This is a genomic window from Spirosoma humi, assembly GCF_054776575.1.
On record NZ_BAAHBR010000015.1, the window covers coordinates 893,950 to 914,446 of the forward strand.

Consider the following 20,497-nt stretch of genomic DNA (forward strand, 5'->3'; position numbering starts at 1 on the left):
GCATTATCGACTTTTAACCGGTTGAGTGACGGGCAAGCCAGACAATAAAAAAACGGATAAAACAAAGGTAAATCAGTGGTTTTGGAACATCCTGCCTGCCAACTTTGTAACTATAACAGGAATACATACCTGAAAAGAATCTATATTTAGCTGCCCATTTCGATCATGGCGAAAAAGAGTAAATCAATACAAAAAGGCCCTGATGTAGTCCTGATTGGGGCTGGTATCATGAGTGCCACGTTGGGTGTGTTGCTGAAAGAACTGCAACCCGACATCACAATCGACATTTACGAACGCTTAGACAGTGCGGCTGCCGAAAGCTCGGATGCCTGGAACAATGCCGGCACTGGCCACTCGGCTTTCTGTGAACTCAACTATACGCCAGAACAGGCAGATGGCACCATTGACCCAGGCAAGGCCATCAAAATTGCTGAGTCGTTTGAACTGTCGAAGCAATTCTGGGCATTCCTCATTCAACGCGGTTTTCTGAACGACGCTCCCAATTTTATCCGGTCTATTCCACATATGAGTTTCGTATGGGGCAAAGACAACGTTTCGTATCTCCGCAAACGGTATGATGCACTCCAGCAAAACTACCTTTTCCACGGTATGCGCTATTCAGAAGACCCGGCCCAGCTAGCCGAGTGGATGCCGCTGGTTATGCAGGACCGCGATCCATCGCAGGCGGTAGCAGCTACCCGTATGGACATCGGCACTGATGTTAATTTCGGTGCGCTGACACGGGCTATGTTCCGCCGGTTGTATGATATGCCTGGTGTGCATATTCATTTCGCGCATGACGTGCGCGACTTATGGCGGTCTAAATCGCTGGGCGGGTGGAAAATCCGGGTAGAGAACGTGACGACGAATCAGGTGCGCGATGTGCAGACCCAGTTCATTTTTATCGGCGCGGGTGGCGGCTCGTTACGACTACTTGAGAAATCGGACATTCCCGAAAGCCGGGGCTTCGGTGGTTTCCCGGTAAGCGGCCAGTGGCTGAAATGCGTTAACCCCGAAGTTATTGAGCAGCACCAGGCAAAGGTCTACGGAAAAGCTTCTGTAGGTGCTCCTCCTATGTCGGTTCCGCACCTGGACACCCGCATGATTGATGGCAAGCGTGAACTCCTCTTCGGGCCCTACGCTGGTTTCTCGACCAAATTCCTGAAAAGCGGCTCGTACATGGATCTTCCCAAATCCATTCAGCTAAGCAACATGGCACCCATGCTCATGGCTGGTCTGCATAATGTGTCGCTAACAAAGTACCTTATCCAACAAGTACTGCAATCACCGGAAGATCGGCTAAATGCCCTGCGGGAGTATTACCCGGATGCTAAAATGGATGATTGGGAGCTGGAAATCGCCGGTCAGCGGGTACAGGTTATCAAGAAAGACGACGAAGAGGGCGGTGTACTGGAATTCGGTACAGAAGTGGTTAGCGCAGCCGATGGCAGCATTGCGGCTTTATTAGGTGCCTCGCCGGGCGCGTCAACGGCCGTTTCGATCATGCTCGACTTACTGAAACGCTGCTTCCCGGAACAACTGGCCACCGACGCCTGGCAGCAAAAACTGAAAGAGATGATTCCAAGCTATGGACAGGTGCTGGCCAATAACCCTGCGCTTGGCCAGGAGCTCAGGAAGCAAACAAGCGAAGTACTTGGACTGGGGGTTTATGAGTATACCACCAGCGATAAGTAAACTGTTTATCAGTCGCTTAAACTCAGGCCAGTAGTCACTACTGGACCGAACCTCGAACAGCTTCCCGTAGCTTGTTCGTCTTAAAACCTTCGTCGTAACAGGCATCTCTTGCTGTTACGACGAAGGTTTTTTTATGTTGTAGTCAGCCAAACGTACGGGTATCGCAGCTTATAGCCTTAGACAACTAATCGGGCTGTCCTCCCTCCCCTTCTACTCCATTTTGGAGCCACTTTCAGCAGCCAGGCATTGAGTAATTTCCACGTCTGTAGCTAGAGGTTTTTTTCTATTCGCTCACGAGTATAACTGTCGTACTCGTGAAAGTTGATATCTATAAATTTTTAATAACGCACAAACCACTAAGTACAAATTATAACGAATAATGTTTCAATTATTTATCCTAAATGGTATAAAAATTGTATATGATCAATATATATGTTATTGATATTTATACTAAGGTAACTCTATATTTGCAAATATTAATATTTATAAACTTTACTCTACCTATACAACTTGGAAAAACCTTTATCTCAACAAGTGGCTACGCTGCTTCGCTGCGTTCCCGTCTGCCTGTTACTAAGTAGTAATTTATCCCCTTCGCTGGGGCAAACCACGTACTACGTAGCGAGTTCGGGCAATGATTCGAATACAGGGCGCTCAAGCGCCACTCCCTTTCAAACTATTTCGAAGATTAACAGCCTGACGTTACAACCTGGCGATCAGGTATTATTTCGGCGAAATGATACGTTTCAGGGGAGCCTTCAACTTCGGCAGTCGGGTACTGCCAATAGCCCAATCGTAGTGGATGCATACGGGTCGGGGAATAAACCTGTTCTGTCCGGCGCGGTAGTCATTACGAACTGGACAAAGCAGGGGAATAATATCTGGCAGGCCAGTTGCCCTACCTGCGGAGATCAGTTGACGGGCCTCTACCGTGACAACGACCCCCTCCCTCTGGGACGCTACCCTAACCTTAGCGCAGCCAATAAAGGCTACCTGACGGTTCAATCACACAATGGCAAAACGCAACTCACAAGCCAACAGGGATTGTCGACCAATTGGTCGGGTGCCGAAGCCGTTTTCCGGCCCGTACAGTGGATCCTGAATCGGGCAACCATCACCGCTCAATCGGGCAATACCCTCACGCTGGTTGGTTCCGGTAATTATGACATTACCGATAAATGGGGCTACTTCATTCAAAACCACCCGGCCACCCTCGACCAACGGGGCGAATGGTATTACAATCCGGCGACTAAAACGATTCGACTGTACGACGATCAGGCAAATCCTAATAGCCAGTCAATAACAGCCACTGCGTTCCGGGAAGGCGTAAGTGTTTCGTCGGCCTCGTTCGTAACAGTTCGCAATCTGAAAATCACCCAGACCCTAGAAACGGGCCTGTTAGTCACCAACAGTTCCAACCTGACAATCAGCAACGTCGACATCACTTTATCGGGTGAAGATGCTTTGCGCGTTCAGGGTACCGGAAAGCAACTGCTGCTGGAAAACAATCTGATTGAAGATGCCAATAACAATGGGATCGATATTGCTGGCTATCAGAACGTTACGGTCCGGGGCAATACACTCCGGCGCATTGGCCTGATTCCAGGCCGCGGAAAAAGTGGCGATGGCACTTATGTGGGCTTCCAATCGGCCAGCACAGCAAACACGCTGATCGAGAATAACGTACTCGACAATATTGGCTATAACGCACTTAACTTCTCGACCAAGTCCACCGTTCAGCGCAACCGGATCAGCAACTTTTGCCTCACCAAAAGCGACGGCAGCGGCCTGTATATCTGGAATGGTAATCAGCAACCCATGAGCGATATTCGCCTGATTTCGAATGTTGTTTTCAACGGCATTGGTACCTCCGAAGGCTCGCCCGATGGTTCCTCTTCGGGTGCTCACGGCATTTACCTCGACGACTGCACGAAAAACATTGACGTGTTGAACAATACGGTGTACAACTGTCGGGGACTAGGCTTCTTTCTTCACGGTTCGTCAAACGTTAATCTAACCGACAATACGGCTTACAATAACAGCGACGGCCAGTTGGCCATCACGAGCGCCGGCGGGTGTCAGCCACGGAACAACCTGATTAAAAACAACATATTTGTGAGTCGGCTGGCCAGCCAGTTTACTGTAAAATATGAGTCGGATCAAAACGACCTGGGTAACTACGGCCAGTTTGACAACAACGCGTATGGTCGTCCATTTGAAGATACTTATAAAGTGCTGGCGGTATATAATCGAACGACCGGCGCAGCGCTTTCCCTGGCCCAGTGGCAGAGCCAGTATAGCAAAGACCTGACAACCACCAATAGTCCGATTACGTATGCATCGGGCAATCCAGACGATTATATCAAATGTCTGGCAAACAGCTCGACGAGTTCCACTCAGGTTTCCCTGGAAGGCACCTACCGCGACATGCGCAATCGTGTCTATACGGGTCAGGTAACCGTACCCGCATTTTCATCGATGGTTCTGCTAAAAGACATTATTCTATCGATGCCGTTACGGGCAGCCGACAATCCGGCGAATGCCGTGACCGGGCTGGATTACAGTTACTACGAAGGCAACTGGGGTAACCTGCCGACCTTCGACGCGCTGACACCGATCAAGAGTGGCGTCAGCAATACGCCTGCGCTGTCCGTACGCAATCGGGATGACAATTTCGCGATCCGCTACACGGGCTATATAAGCGTTCCTGCCGACGGTGTTTATACATTTTACACCAATTCTGACGATGGCAGTAAACTGCTGATCGGCTCCACCGAAGTGGTGAACAACGATGGCGGGCACGCTGTTCAGGAACGGTCAGGCATGATTGGCCTCAAGGCGGGCCTCCATGCTATCACCATTCTCTATTTCGAAGCAGGTGGCGGGCAGGAGCTGACGGTTAGTTACAGCGGGCCCAATTTGGGTAAGCAGGCCATTCCGGATGCTTCTTTTAAGCGGGTGGCCCCTGTGCTGTCTTTGCGAAATGCCGATAAGCCAGCCAATACAGCCGCCGGTCTGGACTATAGCTATTATGAAGGTAGCTGGGATAACCTGCCGACCTTTGCATCACTCACTCCGGTTAAGACAGGAACGAGTACGAGTGCCAGCCTTGCGGTGCGTAACCGGGATAACAATTATAGTATTCGGTACACTGGCTACATCAGTATTCCAACTGATGGGGCGTACACGTTTTACACAACATCTGACGATGGCAGTAAACTGCTGATCGGCTCCACCGAGGTCGTTAATAATGACGGGATACATGCTGACCAGGAGCGTTCAGGGACCATTGGCCTCAAGGCGGGTCTGCACGCCATAAGCCTTTTATTTCTTCAGGGCGGTGGTGGCCAAACGTTGATCGCCAGCTACAGCGGCCCCAACCTGAGCAAGCAAGTAATCCCGGATGCAGCCTATCGGCGCGTGGCCCCTGTCCAATCTTTAGTAAATACCAACACCGCCGGAACAGGAACGGGCTTACGGGCCGCTTATTTCAATAACCAATATTTAAACGCACCCAGTGTACTGACCCGCACCGACGCTACGGTCGATTTCGACTGGGGAACGGGTTCACCGGCTTCGGGTACGATCAGTACCGACAATTTCTCCGTTCGCTGGACGGGTCAGGTTGAAGCGCCCGTCAGTGGCGCGTATTTCTTCAGCACCAATGCCGATGATGGGGTGCGGCTCTGGGTCAACGGTATTCAGCTTATAAGTGACTGGAACGCCCACCCGCCCGTAATCAACAAGGGTACATCAATAAACCTGACTGCCGGCCAACGGTATGACATCCGACTGGAATATTTCGAAAATTCCGGTGAGGCTCTGGCGAAACTATGGTGGTCTTATCCGGGACAGACTCAGCAAACAGTTCCCCAAATCCGGCTATACCCGGCTCCGGCAGCTTATTCGGGGGGGCGATTCGGGATTTCGGACGAGCGTACCGTTGTGGGGCCTTCGTTGAAGACTATTTACCCTATACCGGCGAAACAGCGTTTGTGGATACAGTACTATGCCGAAACAGCCGGCGAAGCCATTATCCAGTTGGTCAATTCAGCCGCGTTGCCGGTCCATCAAACCAGCCACCAGGTTGTGCCGGGTGAAAACCTGATCAATGTAGACGTGGATCAACTGCAACGGGGCAGCTATGTCCTGACGCTCACCCAAAATCAACAGCGACTTAGCCGCAAGGTGATTCTGACGGAATAATTGCGGATAAACCTGACCGTGGCCCGTTGCATCTGCCCGGTAAACGGTTGACTCATTTTGCATCTTGTGCCACGGTGTCCTTATCGTGGCACAAGTCATTTCAGGCCCATTGCGCAAAAACGGGCAGGCGGCTGTTTACCAGGAAAAAGTCCCTCATTGTCAATGACACCATCATTCCGGGCACGAACGCGGAAAATTCTATTTTGGCAGGCCAATCATATACAGATCATAGCCACCTTTACCACCCGGGCGGTTGGAGGAAAAAATCATTAGTCGATTGGAAAAATCCGGCTGATCCGATAAAATGGGGCGGTACTCATCAGAAGCCGTATTAACGGTTGGTCCAAAGTTCACGGGTGCCGACCAGCGCCCGGCTTCCCATTTACTGTAATACAAATCATACCCTCCCTGCCCACCTGGCCTGTTCGACGTAAAGACCAGCATGTCATTCAGAATAAACGGACATTTATCATCGGCAGTAGACGACAACTCAGCGACCCGCTCAATCGGCACATTTGATAAGGCAGGTAATCGAGTATGTAATTCCGACGGGGCTATACTTGGTACTGCCGCTTTATAAATATCGAAGGAGCCAGCCCGGTTAGATGTGAAATAAAGTGAACTATATGTTTTGTCAAATGTCGGGTAAGCATCGTCAGCCGGAGAATTCAGGAAAGAGAGCGGCACGGGTTCAGCAACTTGTTTATTGTCAAGGGCACTTATACTCCCCGCAATAACAGGTGTATTTGCGAGATTGTCCTGGTAATTATGAATTAAATAAATATCAAGATTACCGGTCCGGTCGGAGGCAAATAGCATCAGGTATTCAGCATAATGCCCACCCATGCCGTCTTTTATTAAATCCCGCTCATACGATTTGATATACGGTCCCAGTTCGTTCGCGTCGGAATTGGCCTTATCACCGGCCCAGCCAATTGGCCTTTGCTCCTGCAAAATGTCCCACCCACCATAAGGCTTATTATCCCAGGAGAACTTCTCGGAATGCTTATCAAACGAATAATTAAGTGACTCTTTTACGAAGTTAAAATCGCTCCGCCCTCCCCGCTTTGATGAAAAAAGCAAGGGTATCACTGTGCCAAATGCGGGTGCTGTTGAATTGTAGTCGTCATCGACCGAATTAATAGCTCCAAGATTGGTTACCGTTTCCGGAAATACCCCCTGGCTGTATTCTCCCAAATGAAACGGCCCACAACTTCCCATTAACACGAGCAAGCCACACACCAACAGTAAACGATTTGGTCTCATATCAAACCTCCTATTTATACCAATGACTCAGGTCCAGTGAAATTGGTTGCAAAGGCTAGAAATAGGTCCCAATCTTCCCGGCTCTAGCGCCCCTTTAAGATGCCTTTCAACAAGGTCGACTAAAAATAATCAATCTCCTTAATTCAACTTGGCAATCGTAGCGGCACGCAGGGTGACAAAAAATAATACCGTATGTTTGAAATAGTTACCTAGCAATGTAAAACCCATTAACTTTAGGTTACTCGTCCTAACATAGTTGTCGGACTGTTGATCTCATTCATTCTTTAACTAGATTTCTTTACGCGTATGACACCTGCTGAACGGGCGATGCAACTCCGGAATACCCCCACTCCTACAACTACACCTGCCAGTGCTTCCCGGCCAGCACCAAGTGCACTTCAGGCGCAAACGGCATCGGCGATGTCGCAAGGGTATTGGGCTGCGAAGAAAACGCTTTCCGACGGACGTGAGGCAAGATATTGGCAGGGAGAAAAAAATGGCAGAAACACCCGGGCAGCAGGTTGGTATGTACGCGGTATCAGTGGCGGCTGGGAGGATAGCACAACTCGGATTAGTAGCGGTCCGTTGAATACAAGCGAGCCCGGTGTTGTACAGTTGCCGAGAATAGCAAGCCTGTTCACCCCGAACCATGAGCTTAGGGTAATCGATGACACCTGGGACTTCACGGCTCAACTAACAGGGAGAGAACGTAGTCAGCAGGCCGTTAGGGGCAGGCCGCATCAACTCCAGACGGACAATTTCAACAAAGTAGGTGCCTGGTGCGACGGCATAGACGCCCTTATGGAACTGTTTGAGAAAAATGAGCAGGATGTGAAGAAGTGGCGAAACGGAATGGCCACATTAAGTGGATTCCAAATAGGATTGGGTATTTTAGGTGGTGGCCTGATTGTGGCCGGCATTGTGGCCTCTGGCGGCCTTGCCGCTATTCCAATGGCCGCTGGTGCGATTGCGATTGGGGTATCTTCGGCAGCAACAGGTGTAGCGGTGGGCGCTGCCCGGTCAGTTACGGAGGTAGGATTAGCAAACGCGCAGCGGGAGGGCGGAGTTCAAAGTGGCCGAGCGGCTGTAGGTAGAGGAGAGTTGTTGAAAGGATCTGGAGCGGTAGGTGCCAAAGAGGGCATCACGAGAACACTCGTGGAAGTTTCACACGCAGGAGCCGCATCGGCAGTTGGCGCGGTGGCCGGTGGCGGAGGAGCGGCCATTTCCATCGTGAAAGGGGGTATGGGCGTCTACAAAGCGTATAAAGTTGATGTAGGAGCCATCTGGGCTCAGATCGAATGGGATAAGGTGCAACAAAACATAGCTGATGCCGAAGCCTTCGTGGAGAAGAACAAAAAAGGATTCGATCCAGAGAAGTTAGCTGCTTTGAAACAGAAGTTGGAAGATACAAATAGTAGGGTTGCCAAAGTAAGACGGATGAGATGGGCCGACGAATCCAGACGCGAGATCGGCAAATGATAACCCCATGATTTTGCCCTAGCGCCTGCCCGCTGTCGAGCGGTTGCCTCACAGACGGGACCGCCAGCACCACACCTGTGGCAGGTAATTCTATGAAGAGTACTGATGGAGGTCCTTTATTAAACAAAAAGTATCTAACTCACTCGCTTGCAGCCAATTCATTATATAACAAAAAGGTCGGGATGCTGCATCCCGACCTTTTTGCTAAACGAAACAAAATAGATTCGTTACCCGCCTACTCCATCACCATCTCCGTGTGTGCAGGCGCTTCGATTTTCTTACCGATAAATAATAGCAGCAACGGTACACAAATCAGGAAGAAGCCACCAATGACCAGAAACGCATCGGCATAGGTCATCACCAAAGCCTGTCGCATCAGGGCACCCTGCATGAGGCCGTACGCTTTACCGGTAGCCGTTGCCAGCGCATCTCCTTTCGACAGAAACAAGCCCGTATACTGCCGAATACGATCGACCGATAGTGGGTTGTAGGTCGAAACGTTATCGCTCAACCGCGAGGCATGAAACATGGTACGCGTTGAGATGTACGTCGTCATGATGGCCGTTCCGAACGTACCGCCCAACTGACGAATCATACCCGTCAGGGCCGACCCCTGTGGAATTTCGATGTTCTTTAAATCGGCTAACGTAACGGTTGTCAGCGGGATAAAAATCAAGCCCATACCAATACCCCGAATGATTAGCGGCCAGAAGAAATAATCCGGGCCAGCCGCCAGACTAATGGCGGACAAATCGAAACAGAAGCCAAAGAACAGCAGGAAGCCGATACCCGCGTACCAAACGGGTGAGATATAGTTCTTACTCATCAGCCCGCCTACCACCGGCATCATCATACCCGTGGCAATGGAACCCGGCATGAGCAATAGTCCCGTCTGGCTGGCGGTGAAGCCCAGAATCGTCTGACAGAAGACGGGGATAATGAATACCGACGCGAACAAACCGAAACCCAGAATAAAATTAAAGAGAGTACCTACGGCAAACCGGCGCTGGCGCAACAACCGAAGATCCAGAATAGGGAGCTTAACCGCTAGTTGACGCCAGATGAACCCGACTATACCGACACTGGCAGCAATCGACATGCCGACAATAAAGCGGGAATCGAACCAGTCTTTTTCTTCGCCTTTTTCCAGAATAATCTGCAGACCACCGATACCCATTACAAGCAGGACCAGGGCCAGCCAGTCCATCTTACCCGCCAGCATTTTCTCCGCCGGTTCCTTAATGTAGGTGTACGTCAGGAAAGTCGCCAGAATACCGAATGGAATATTGATGTAAAACACCCAGTTCCACGACAGGTTATCGGTAATGAAGCCGCCAAGCGTAGGGCCGATGGATGGCCCAATAATTACGCCTAGTCCAAAGATGGCGTTGGCAATACCTAAATCCTCTTTCGGAAAGGTCTGGATCAGAATAGACTGCGCCGTGGTTAACAACCCTCCGCCACCAATACCCTGAACGACCCTGAAGAAGACAAGCTCCCAAACGTTGGTGGATGTACCACAAAAGATCGACGCGATGGTAAATAGGATAATGGACGCGGCAAAATAATTCCGGCGACCCAGTTTGGCCGTTAGCCAGCCCGACATCGTAATCATAACCGCACTGGCGGCTGCATAGCCCGTAACCACCCAGCTAATATCGCCCAGCGATGCGCCGAGATTACCCATCATCTGGTTCAGCGTAACATTAACGATGGAGGAATCGATGGTTTGCAGCAGAGCGGCCGTCGTGACCGTTATGACAACGATCCATTTATCAAAACCTAATTTTTTCATTAGTTGATTAGTAGTGGTGTCGGGTTTAAGATGGCACCGGCCACCCGGTCCAACACCGTTGCTGACGCGAGCGTGTCGGGTTTAAGAACCCGACACCACCGTCACCAGTAAGACTATTTCTGCAAATCCACCGCTACCGTCGCACTCATACCGGGGCGGAGCTTAGCGTAGAGCGGACTGTTTTTATCCAGCTCGATTCGAACCGGAATCCGTTGCACCACTTTCACGTAGTTACCCGTGGCGTTGTCAGGGGGCAGAAGCGTGAATTTAGCGCCCGTTGCACCAGCGAACGAACCGACGTGACCAACCAGTTTTTCGCCTTCGAAAGCATCCACATCAACATCTACCGTTTGGCCGGGCTGCATCTGTTTCAACTGCGTTTCTTTGAAGTTGGCCGTTACCCACAGGCTCGAATTACCAACGATGGAACACAACGCCTGACCAGCCTGCACCAGTTGACCAACCTGCACCGACCGTTTCGAAACGACGCCCGAGATGGGAGCTTTGACAACTGTATACGACAACTGAAGTTTAGCCAGATCCAGATCTGACTGGCGTTGTTTAATGGCCGCCTGCGCTACCGAAATCTGTCCTTCCGTTGCCCGGCGCTGCGAATTAGTAACGCCCGTTTGCGTACCAGCTGCGGCTACCTGGGCCTGAGCCGTTTGCAACTGAGCCTGGGCCGCCTGAACCTGAGCCTGAGCCGCATCGCGTTCGGCCTGTACGGCATCGAACTGCTGTTGCGGAACCGTTTTTTCAGCCAACAGCCGACTATAGCGGTCAAAATCCTGATTGGCTTTACGGGCGCGAGCCTGAGCCGCCGTTACGTTGGCCTGTGCCGTTGCGACCTGATTCCGAGCGGTAAATACACTCGCCTGGGAACTTTGGATCGTGGCCGACGCCACGTTAACCTGCGAGCGCGAAACACCCGCGGCAGCCATCGCGCTTTGCAAAGCCGCTTCGGCCTGCGCTACCCGAATTTTATAATCGGCATCGTCCAGAACGATCAGCGTATCCCCTTCTTTCACAAACTGGTTGTCTTTGAACCGAATGGCTGTTACATACCCACCCGCTTTGGGAATAACCGGGTTTACATCACCGTCAATCTGAGCATCATCCGTTGTTTCATGGCGTTGCAGGTAGCGAAACTCGCTGTACCCGAAAAAGAGAGCAATGACCAGGACAACGACGCCCCCTACGCGGAATAAAGTTTTCTTGTTCATGGTTTTTCGTTCGTCAGAACGTGAGATTAATTAAAGATTGTGGCCCGTGGCTTTCAGCAGACGTTGATACGCCAGTTGGGCGTCCACGGTAGCATTGATCACATTGAGTTGTGCCTGAAGCAGGAAGCTATCCGCTTCGAGCAGGTCCGTGGAGCCAACCAGCCCATTGCGGAAGCGGGATTCAGACAGGCGGTAATTTTCCTGAGCCTGCCCCACCGCGGTGCGGATCACGTTTTGCTGTTCCAGCGCCAGTTGGTAATTGTTATAAGCCGTTACAACCTCCGACCGAATCTGGTCGGTTTGCTGCTGGCCCTGCAGGGCCGCCTGGTCGATGGCTGTTTTCGCCGAATTCAGTTTGCCTTTCATGTTGTAAAGCGAACCGATGTTGTAGCTCAGTCCGGCCCCCACGTTCCAGGCGCTGATGAACGAACTGCCTTCAGGAATGAGCCGCGCCGTTGGGTTGATGTAGTTATACCCCGCTGATACACCCAGGTGCGGATACAGACTGCTCTTGGTGTTCCGCAACATAGCTTCCGCCGATTGTACGCGTAAGGCATTTGCCTGTACTTCCGGGCGGCTCTGTAAGGCCTGCCCCAGAAAATTGCTCAGCGGTTCGGCCGTAACGACCGGATTGGCCAGAGTCGTGTCGACGGTTATCACCTGATCGTCAGGCAGGCCGATGAGCAGGTTAAAGTTATACAGTGCCGTTTGCCGGGCTTTCTCCACCTGAAGGCGGCTGAGTTGTAAGTTGTTGCGCTGTAGTTGAATCTTCAACACTTCATTGGCCGTCACCACGCCTTCCTTCTGCAAATTCTGCGCTTCCCGCTCCCGCTCATCGAACTGCCGGATGTTCTGATCGATCACGCTGGTCGAGCGAATCAGCTTCACGATATTATAGTACGCATCCGTAACGGTATAAACCAGTTCAGAGCGGTTGCGCTGCGCATCCAGTTGACTGGCCTTCGCCAGCAAATTGGCCGACAGTTCGGCAGACTTCTCGGCAAACCCGCCAAATACTTCTTTGGTGATCGTAGCCCCTCCGATAGTAGCATTGAATGCTCCCGCCGGGATCGATGCCAGCGCTTTTCCATCACTGCCCTGCCCAAAGGCAAAAGGGCCGGTCAGGCTGTAGCGCGAGTACGCCAGCGATGCATTCGCCTGCGGCAAACTACGGTCTTTAGCTTCCTGCGCGCGGGCTTCGGCCGCCAGCGTGCGCGAATCGGCCAGTTTGATTCCCTTATTATTTTGTAAGGCCCGTTGAATGGCCTGATCCAGCGGCATAACAGCTGGTGTTGGCTGGGCGGTGGCCCAACCCAGACTCAGCACCCACAAGCCAGCCCCGATTACGTACTTTTTCATTTTACCGATTTCTAATTTTTTCAAGCAGTGTGTTCATTATGCGTACTTCCTCGGCCGTGAGATGACTCACGATCGACTCAAAATTCTTAAAATCAGCGGCTACGGTTTCCACAAACTGGTAGGACTCCTCGGTTAGCCGCAAATTGACCCGTCTTCGATTTGTCGGATCGACCTCACGAATAATCAGATTCTTCGCTACCAGTCGATCGGTAAGCCGGGTCATATCTGAATTTATGTCTGTCATTTTTTCCTTCAACTCCCCCGCTGTCAAACTATTAGGGTACACTTCTGACAGACGGCGTAAGGTGATGTACTGTTGAACCGACAAATCGAACGGAGCTAGCTTTTGTCCAAAGTAGTTGAATATATAGCCATCCGTCTGATGAATGTTTTTGATGAGCCGGTGGTATTCATTGATTAATTGCGTTTCCATGTCTAATAGGCCGTGTCAAAGGTATAACCAATATTTGTTTAAACAAATTTCGTTTAAACGACCTAAAACAGGAACGCCTTCCCGGCTTTTTATGGATAAAAGACTATTATCTTCCTTTAGTGCAACAAAATCCTCTCATCAAAATAATACAATACCTATTCAGTCCACAGCATCTTGTTTGATCCGGCCTTAAAGCCGTTACGGTAGCTAATTTTTAATAGCATTTTAACGCAAAGGCGTCCCCTCCGGTCGGCCCAGTTTGCCTTAAATACCAAACGCTCCGACGGGCTACATCGGAGCGTTTGGTGTTGTCTTAGGCTGCTTCCAGCTGTTCGAATACGATTGGTGGCGTTCGCAAAAGCGTCTACCAGTCTGGTATTTAGACGCTGGTGATTTTTACGGAAGTCATCGTTAGCGAACCAGCAACGGCTTTGTCATTAAAGAATGAAACGGCATCCCGTTTTCCCTGAAGCCCCAGGGTGTATAACAACGGTAAATAATGTTCTGGCGTTGGAATGGCCAGGCGTGCTTCAGGGCCCAACCGGTCGTAAGCAATCAGGGGAGCGTGATTACCATTCAGAATCAGTTCCTTGAATGTGTCGTTCATGTGAATGGCCCAGTCATGTCCGAAGGCCGCATTGAAATCGCGGGAGGGCGGCAAAGTCATCATCCGCAGATTATGTACCATATTGCCGCTCCCCAAAATCAAAACGCCCTTCCGGCGTAGAGCCGCCAGTTCTTTGGCCAGATCATAATGGTACTGCCCATCCTTCGTATAATCGATGCTCAACTGCAACACGGGGATGTTAGCTTCCGGGTACATCTGGCGCACGACGCTCCAGGTTCCATGATCCAGCCCCCAGTCGTGATCTAGCCCGACAACCGTCGAGTGAACCAGGCCAGCGGTTTCCCTGGCCAGCTCAGGGCTACCCTTCGCGGGATACTGCACATCGAATAAGGCCTGCGGAAACCCACCAAAATCATGAATCGTCTTGGGTGATTCCATCGCTGTAATGTGGGTGCCCCGAGTCAACCAGTGGGCTGAAATAACCAGTACCGCCTTTGGAACGGGAATTTCACCCGCTAGTTTTTTCCAGTACTGACTAAACTCGTTTGTTTCAATGCCATTCATGGGCGACCCGTGCCCCACAAACAGCACGGGCATTTCCGGTCCCTGTTCGGGTAGTGAACTTGTGAATTTGGTAAAGTCTGATACGAGGGGCGTTGCCATCAGGATGGTTAAAAAGTCGTTACGGTTCATTGGTCACCTGTATTGACTTTAAAATGAAATCAGTACGCGATTGGTTCCGACCCAACGGCCATCCATCCTAGTGCGCTAACTGAAGGCAGTTACTCCATAAATCACTTCACCTTACGTCTTACTGATTTTCCCCATAAACGGGTCACTGAAACTCGCTTTGCCCGTTTCGACCCGACCAGCGTACTGTTGTTCGAACAGGTCGAAGCCAGTAACCTTCACGCAGAAATCATACCAGTTGTGGCTCTTTTTCAGGTCAAGGACCACAGCCTGCTGTGCACCGGCCATACCGGCTTTTTCAAGGGTTATCGCCTGTTTTTTCGTCTGGTAAGCATTGTCCAGCAGTTGAATCGAATAGGTCCGCGCCGGATCGGTATTCTTCAACCTGACCACGACATTTCCCGTGTACTTCTTTTTGGCATCCCGCTCATAATCGCACACTACCTGAACCGGCGGATTGGCCGGGCCACTGTTGAACGCCCGGTAAAAGCCATTAGGCCCTTGTACACTCACCCGCATGGGCTGGTCGACTGGCCAGGCGTCCTGCAATTCATCACCAGCCATGACGGTATACGAACGAATGGTCACCCCATCCCCCTGGCGATGATGAACCTGAAAAGGAGCACCGAGCGCCTGCTTGCCAAAGGCATCTGCTTTAGCCGCAAGCGTTAGCGTAAACTGTTTACCCACCATTCGACCGTCGACATACAACTCGTACGGCAATGCACAGGATGGCCGAATGCCCACCTCCTGGCGCGGCAAATAAGGTGAAGCAGCCGGATTGGTAGCGCACTGCTGAATATCCTGTTCAGACAGGCGCTTGTAGTTGGAGGGAACGGCTTTGAATTGCGCTTTGTGGATTCCTTCGATGAAGGCTTCTTTCTCCAGTGATTTGGGCAATTTGATTGCTTCGCCGTTGTAGGGCCTGAACACGGATGAGAGATCCCCACAGACCGTACGTCGCCAGGAACCAATATTCGACTCACGAATCTCCTTACCTTTTTTATGACTCAGGAAATTTTCCAGAAACCGGAGCGTCGACGTATGGTCGAATAGTTCCGAGTTTACGTAACCACCCCGGCTCCAGGGCGATACCACGACCAGTGGCACACGAAACCCCAGTCCGATCGGGCCGGTTCGACCCGGACTTTTTCGTTTATTCTCCTGCTCCTGCGTAACGAATTCAGAGCGCGTATCAATGTTTTTACTCGTCAGGCCCGTTTCGGGTTTGTCCGGGTGAGCGGGTAAGAAAGGAGGTACATGATCAAAATAGCCGTCGTTTTCGTCATAGGCCAGAATGAAGATCGTTTTCTTCCAAACGTCGGGGTTCTGGGTCAGGATGTCCAGCATTTCCGAAATATACCAGGCACCATACCAGGGCGCCGAAGGGTGATCGGAGAAGTTTTCGGGCGCGACAACCCAGGATACCGTCGGCAGCGTCTTACTCATTACGTCCTCCCGGAACTGGTGTAGTACATCCCCTTTCGGAACACGAACCTCCCGCCTGGTGGAGCCATCGTCGTAGGTCAGCGTGGTTAGTTCATGGTAACGGGCATCGCGGGAATTGGTTGTAAAAGCTTTCCGATGAAGATTCTTTTCCCGTTCCGGCAGTTGATTGAATTTGGCAGGCGTGTAAGTCACCAGATCAGACTGGACCATTTTTTGCCACTGCCGTTGATGAGCCAACTCCCGCTTACTGGCCGCGTATTCCTTATCGGTTTCGCTCAAACCCGTCAGTTTGGCCTCCAGCCGCTGTATCCGCTCAGGAATCGCCTTTTCCTCCTGCTGGATATGCCGGTAATAAGCCGGATGATAGCGCACCTGGTACTGCGAAAACCATTCGATGGGATTGTCGGTGAAGTTCCCAAGCCAACCGTCGGCCTCACCTACCAGCCCCGTTGGCAAACTAATTTCATTCTGGTAGATTTTCCAGGAAACGCCGTTTTCTTCCAGCCGTTCCGGGAACGTTTTCCAGCTCACCTCCGAACCGTAATCCACGTTTTCGTTGCGCACATTGGCCATGGCCTTCGGGTCGTTCGGATCGCGGAGCGTGCCCGTCCAGAAAAACAGCCGGTTGGGTGTGGTGCCCGTCAGCGAGGAGCAGAAGTTCTGGTCGCAGACCGTAAAGGCATCAGCCAGCGCGTAATAGAACGGCAAATCTTCGCGGTTGTAATAACCCAGCGTCAGCGGCATGTCGGCGTATTCTTCATTGCCCGATTTCTTGGCATCCAGCCATTTGTCGTGTTTACCGCCATTGAGGGCATCGACCTGGTTCTCCCAGGAGTGCGGTAACGAACTCATCCAGGTCGCTTTCGTGTCGTGCATGTTCAGGCGAAAGGGCGCGTAGGTTTCGCCAGCCGCGTTGGTCTGAAGCCAGACTTTATTTTTATTAGGCAGATCGATAGCCCTGGGATCGTTGAACCCGCGCACGCCCTGCAACGTCCCATACGTGTGATCGAAGGAGCGGTTCTCCTGCATCAGAATAACGACGTGCTCGGCATCGAGATAGCTCGTGCCGGGCTGAGGATCAATAGCAAAGGCTTTTTGAATCGACTCGGGAAGAATACCCGAAAGACTCGTTGATAACAGCGCAGCTTTTTTGATAAAGTCTCTTCTGGAATCCATACGTGTACTGATTGATCCGGCAGGGGTCTTCTGATATGAACCCCAAAAATAAGCTACCTGACATCAAAAAACCTTTCTATCAGATTATTAAATCATTTTGTTTCACTTGGCGCTTTACACGTTATACATGTTTCGTTCGCTTACTCGGTTCATAAACCCCCAACACCTATGTGGATTCTTTTTGCCTTACTGGCTGCTCTCTCGGCTGCCATTGTCGTTACGTTGTCAAAAGCCGGCATTAAGGATGTCGATTCGAGTCTGGCCTTTGCGATTCAGTCAGTTCTGATTTTACTTGTCTCCTGGAGCGTGGTTATCGCCCAGGGAAACTTACCGGATGTCTCGCGCATTGAGCGTCGGGTCTGGATTTACCTGATCATTGCCGGCGTCGTTACCTGCCTGTCGTCCCTGTTTTCATTTCGGGCCTTAAAGCTAGGCAATGCCTCGCAGGTATCGCCCATTACCAACGCGTCGCTACTCTTTTCCGTTATTATGGCCGCCGTTTTTCTTAAAGAAAAAGTAAGCTGGCAGGTCGTTTTGGGAGCCCTGTTGATGGTTGCCGGAGCCGTCATTATTGCCGTGACAAAGGAGTAGACGACCCGGGTTGAATGACATCAGGGAGAAGAACTCGTCTATAAATAAAGTATCTTTGTTTATTATCTCCTGTATGCTTTATGACCGTTGCCGTAAACGAAAAACTTGACCTTGCCCACAATTTTGTTCTGCACACCAACCAAAATATATTCCTGACCGGTAAAGCCGGAACCGGAAAAACAACGTTCCTTCAGCAGATCAAACAACTGAGTGCCAAGCGGCTTGCGGTTGTGGCCCCAACGGGTGTGGCCGCGATAAACGCCGGGGGCGTCACGATCCACTCGCTGTTTCAACTTCCGTTTGGGCCGTTGGTGCCGGGTGCCACGCAGCTTGAAGGCAAGAAATTCAACAAGGAGAAAATTAACTTATTGCGTACTCTGGACCTGCTGGTGATCGACGAAATCAGTATGGTCAGAAGCGATGTGCTGGACGGTATTGACGAAGTGCTCCGGCGGTATCGTACCAGTACGGCCCCTTTCGGTGGCGTACAATTGTTGCTGATCGGCGACATGCAGCAGTTGCCGCCCGTCATTAAAGATGAAGACTGGGCCCTGTTGCGGCCTTATTATGATACGGGCTATTTTTTTGGCAGCAAAGCCCTCCGGCAAACGTCCTACGTCCCCATCGAGCTAACGCATATTTACCGGCAGTCCGACGAACGCTTCATTGGTCTGCTTAACAGCATTCGCGAGAAAACCGTAACCCGAGCACAACTGGACAATCTGAATCAGCGGTACATCCCCGACTTCTCCCCGAAAGAGGATGAAGGCTACATTACCCTATCTACCCATAACTCAGCAGCGCAACAAATTAACAGCCAGAAGCTGCTGGCGCTGAAAGGCAAGCCCCGCACATTTACGGCTACGGTAGAAGGTGACTTCCCGGCACACACCTACCCAACCGAGGCCAGTCTTGACCTGAAAGTGGGCGCTCAGGTAATGTTCATCAAAAATGACATTAGTCGGGATAAACTCTACTACAATGGCAAAATTGGCCGGATTACCGACATGGACGATTCGGCCATCTATGTAACGAGCCATCAGAATGGGGAGGAGATAGTGGTATACCCCGTTGACTGGACGAATATCAAGTATACCCTGGACCCCGTTACCAAGGAAATTAAAAGTGAGCCCATTGGCACATTCAGGCAGTTTCCGCTTAAGCTGGCCTGGGCCATTACCGTGCACAAAAGTCAGGGACTTACGTTCGAAAAGGCGATTCTCGATGTATCGTCGGCCTTTGCCCACGGGCAGGTATACGTGGCGCTCAGCCGCTGCAAAACCCTGGATGGACTGGTACTTCGCTCACCGATTCCGGCCCACAGCATCAAAACAGAGCTGGAACTGGAAGATTTCCACGAACAGGTTCAGCAGCAAACGCCCAACGAACAGCACCTTCACCAGGCGAAACTAACCAACCAGCAACACCTGCTTCGGGAATTGTTTTCGTTTGAACGTGCCACCTCCCTGCTCTACCGGTGTCGGCGCGTCGTAAATGAGCACGCCAGCAGTCTGGATGCTGAAGGCTCCTCTATTCTGACGCAGTTAACGAATCTGGTGCGGGAACGAGCGAGCGATGTGTCGGGGCGTTTTCAGCAACAGTTGCCGAGTTACTTCGCCAGCGAAAATCTACCCGAACATAACCAGGCTCTTCAGGAGCGGGTCAGCAAAGCGGGGTCCTATTTCCAGACGCTGTTGGGGACTGAATTACTCCCGCTCCTACACCGCTTCCCAACCGACTGCGACAATAAAAAAGTACGGGATCTGCTGCTGGAAGTGATGGACGAATTAGAGAAGGAGTTATTTAGCAAACTGCGAAGTTTCGAGAGTTGTCGGGAAGGGTTTAACGCCTTAAACTACCTGCAGGCTCGCAACCGGGCCGAACTGGATTTTCAGCCGGAACGCAAAAAACACGAGCCCCAGATTCCCGAAAAGACGGATTCGGATGGTCCGGCACGGGGTGGCCTGTACGGTGCCCTGATGAAATGGCGGAATGATATGGCGGGTGAACACAACACATCCGGCTTTATGGTATTGCCCCAAAAAACCATCGTCGAACTGGCCCGCCTTCGTCCGACGAACCAGGCCGAGCTACTGGCTATCAAAGGATTTGGCAAGACTAAAGTGAAACAGATCGGCGAAGACATCCTCCGCATTATTCGGGAAACGCCCATTGGTCGTGCTTCCACTAGCAGTGCGGCTACGCCAAAGGTAAAAGCGCCCAAGCAACCCAAAGAGCCAAAAGAGCTGTCACCCGCCATTACGTACGCTCTCTTCCAGGCCGGGAAAGCCGTCGATGAGATTGCTGCCGAACGTGGTCTAGCCGTTTCGACTATCGAAAGCCATTTATTGCCTTATGTCAAAACCGGCGAAGTAGCCATTAACGCACTGATACCTCCTAAAAAGGTAGCCAGCATCCGGTCCTACCTCGAACAGTACCCTTCCGAACCACTGAGTTCCATCCGACAGGGCTTGGGCAACGACGTATCGTTCAGCGACATTCGGTTTGTGCAGTATGCCATGCGGGCGGAATCAGGTGAAGCCGGGGCCTGAAGAAACGGATAAAAA

At 51.3% G+C, this 20,497-nt stretch carries 12 protein-coding genes; 5 read left to right on the forward strand and 7 right to left on the reverse strand.

Annotated features, from left to right (window positions below; all coding sequences use genetic code 11):
• Positions 1-165: 165 nt before the first annotated feature.
• Both ACYU8Y_RS20070 and ACYU8Y_RS20075 read left to right on the forward strand, forming a co-directional pair.
• Positions 166-1,695: a malate:quinone oxidoreductase gene (locus tag ACYU8Y_RS20070; RefSeq protein ID WP_460939856.1), complete on the forward strand. Its 1,530-nt coding sequence runs from the start codon at positions 166-168 to the stop codon at positions 1,693-1,695.
• Between the two features lie 510 nt (positions 1,696-2,205).
• Entirely contained in the window at positions 2,206-5,901 is a 3,696-nt protein-coding gene (locus tag ACYU8Y_RS20075) for a PA14 domain-containing protein (protein ID WP_460939857.1), read from the forward strand.
• A 198-nt stretch (positions 5,902-6,099) separates the two neighbouring features.
• Here ACYU8Y_RS20075 and ACYU8Y_RS20080 read toward each other — a convergent pair whose 3' ends face one another.
• Positions 6,100-7,167, reverse strand: coding sequence for a TolB family protein (locus ACYU8Y_RS20080; RefSeq protein WP_460939858.1), 1,068 nt, complete (start codon positions 7,165-7,167; stop codon positions 6,100-6,102).
• Positions 7,168-7,473: 306 nt separating this feature from the next.
• Between ACYU8Y_RS20080 and ACYU8Y_RS20085 the strand changes: the two genes are divergently transcribed.
• Positions 7,474-8,646 (forward strand): hypothetical protein, encoded by a 1,173-nt coding sequence (locus tag ACYU8Y_RS20085; protein ID WP_460939859.1) that lies wholly within the window; start codon positions 7,474-7,476, stop codon positions 8,644-8,646.
• A gap of 235 nt (positions 8,647-8,881) precedes the next feature.
• Here ACYU8Y_RS20085 and ACYU8Y_RS20090 read toward each other — a convergent pair whose 3' ends face one another.
• From ACYU8Y_RS20090 to ACYU8Y_RS20115, 6 genes are all read right to left on the reverse strand, one after another.
• Complete coding sequence (locus ACYU8Y_RS20090) at positions 8,882-10,441, reverse strand: DHA2 family efflux MFS transporter permease subunit (RefSeq protein ID WP_460939860.1); 1,560 nt, start codon at positions 10,439-10,441, stop codon at positions 8,882-8,884.
• Between the two features lie 113 nt (positions 10,442-10,554).
• Positions 10,555-11,664, reverse strand: a complete 1,110-nt coding sequence (locus tag ACYU8Y_RS20095; RefSeq protein WP_460939861.1) for an HlyD family secretion protein — start codon at positions 11,662-11,664, stop codon at positions 10,555-10,557.
• A 30-nt stretch (positions 11,665-11,694) separates the two neighbouring features.
• A complete protein-coding gene (locus ACYU8Y_RS20100; RefSeq protein ID WP_460939862.1) occupies positions 11,695-13,023 on the reverse strand; it encodes a TolC family protein in 1,329 nt (442 codons plus the stop codon).
• 1 nt (position 13,024) lies between these two features.
• Complete coding sequence (locus tag ACYU8Y_RS20105) at positions 13,025-13,456, reverse strand: MarR family winged helix-turn-helix transcriptional regulator (RefSeq protein ID WP_460939863.1); 432 nt, start codon at positions 13,454-13,456, stop codon at positions 13,025-13,027.
• 379 nt (positions 13,457-13,835) lie between these two features.
• Positions 13,836-14,717, reverse strand: coding sequence for a 4,5-DOPA-extradiol-dioxygenase (gene ygiD, locus ACYU8Y_RS20110; RefSeq protein ID WP_460939864.1), 882 nt, complete (start codon positions 14,715-14,717; stop codon positions 13,836-13,838).
• A gap of 111 nt (positions 14,718-14,828) precedes the next feature.
• The gene (locus ACYU8Y_RS20115) at positions 14,829-17,339 is read right to left on the reverse strand and encodes a phosphocholine-specific phospholipase C (RefSeq protein WP_460939865.1); all 2,511 of its coding nucleotides are present in this window, start codon (positions 17,337-17,339) and stop codon (positions 14,829-14,831) included.
• Positions 17,340-17,507: 168 nt separating this feature from the next.
• On the opposite strand from ACYU8Y_RS20115, the gene ACYU8Y_RS20120 reads away from it, so the two are divergent.
• Both ACYU8Y_RS20120 and ACYU8Y_RS20125 read left to right on the forward strand, forming a co-directional pair.
• The gene (locus ACYU8Y_RS20120; RefSeq protein WP_460939866.1) at positions 17,508-17,930 is read left to right on the forward strand and encodes an EamA family transporter; all 423 of its coding nucleotides are present in this window, start codon (positions 17,508-17,510) and stop codon (positions 17,928-17,930) included.
• Between the two features lie 80 nt (positions 17,931-18,010).
• Entirely contained in the window at positions 18,011-20,482 is a 2,472-nt protein-coding gene (locus ACYU8Y_RS20125; RefSeq protein ID WP_460939867.1) for a helix-turn-helix domain-containing protein, read from the forward strand.
• Positions 20,483-20,497: the final 15 nt, after the last annotated feature.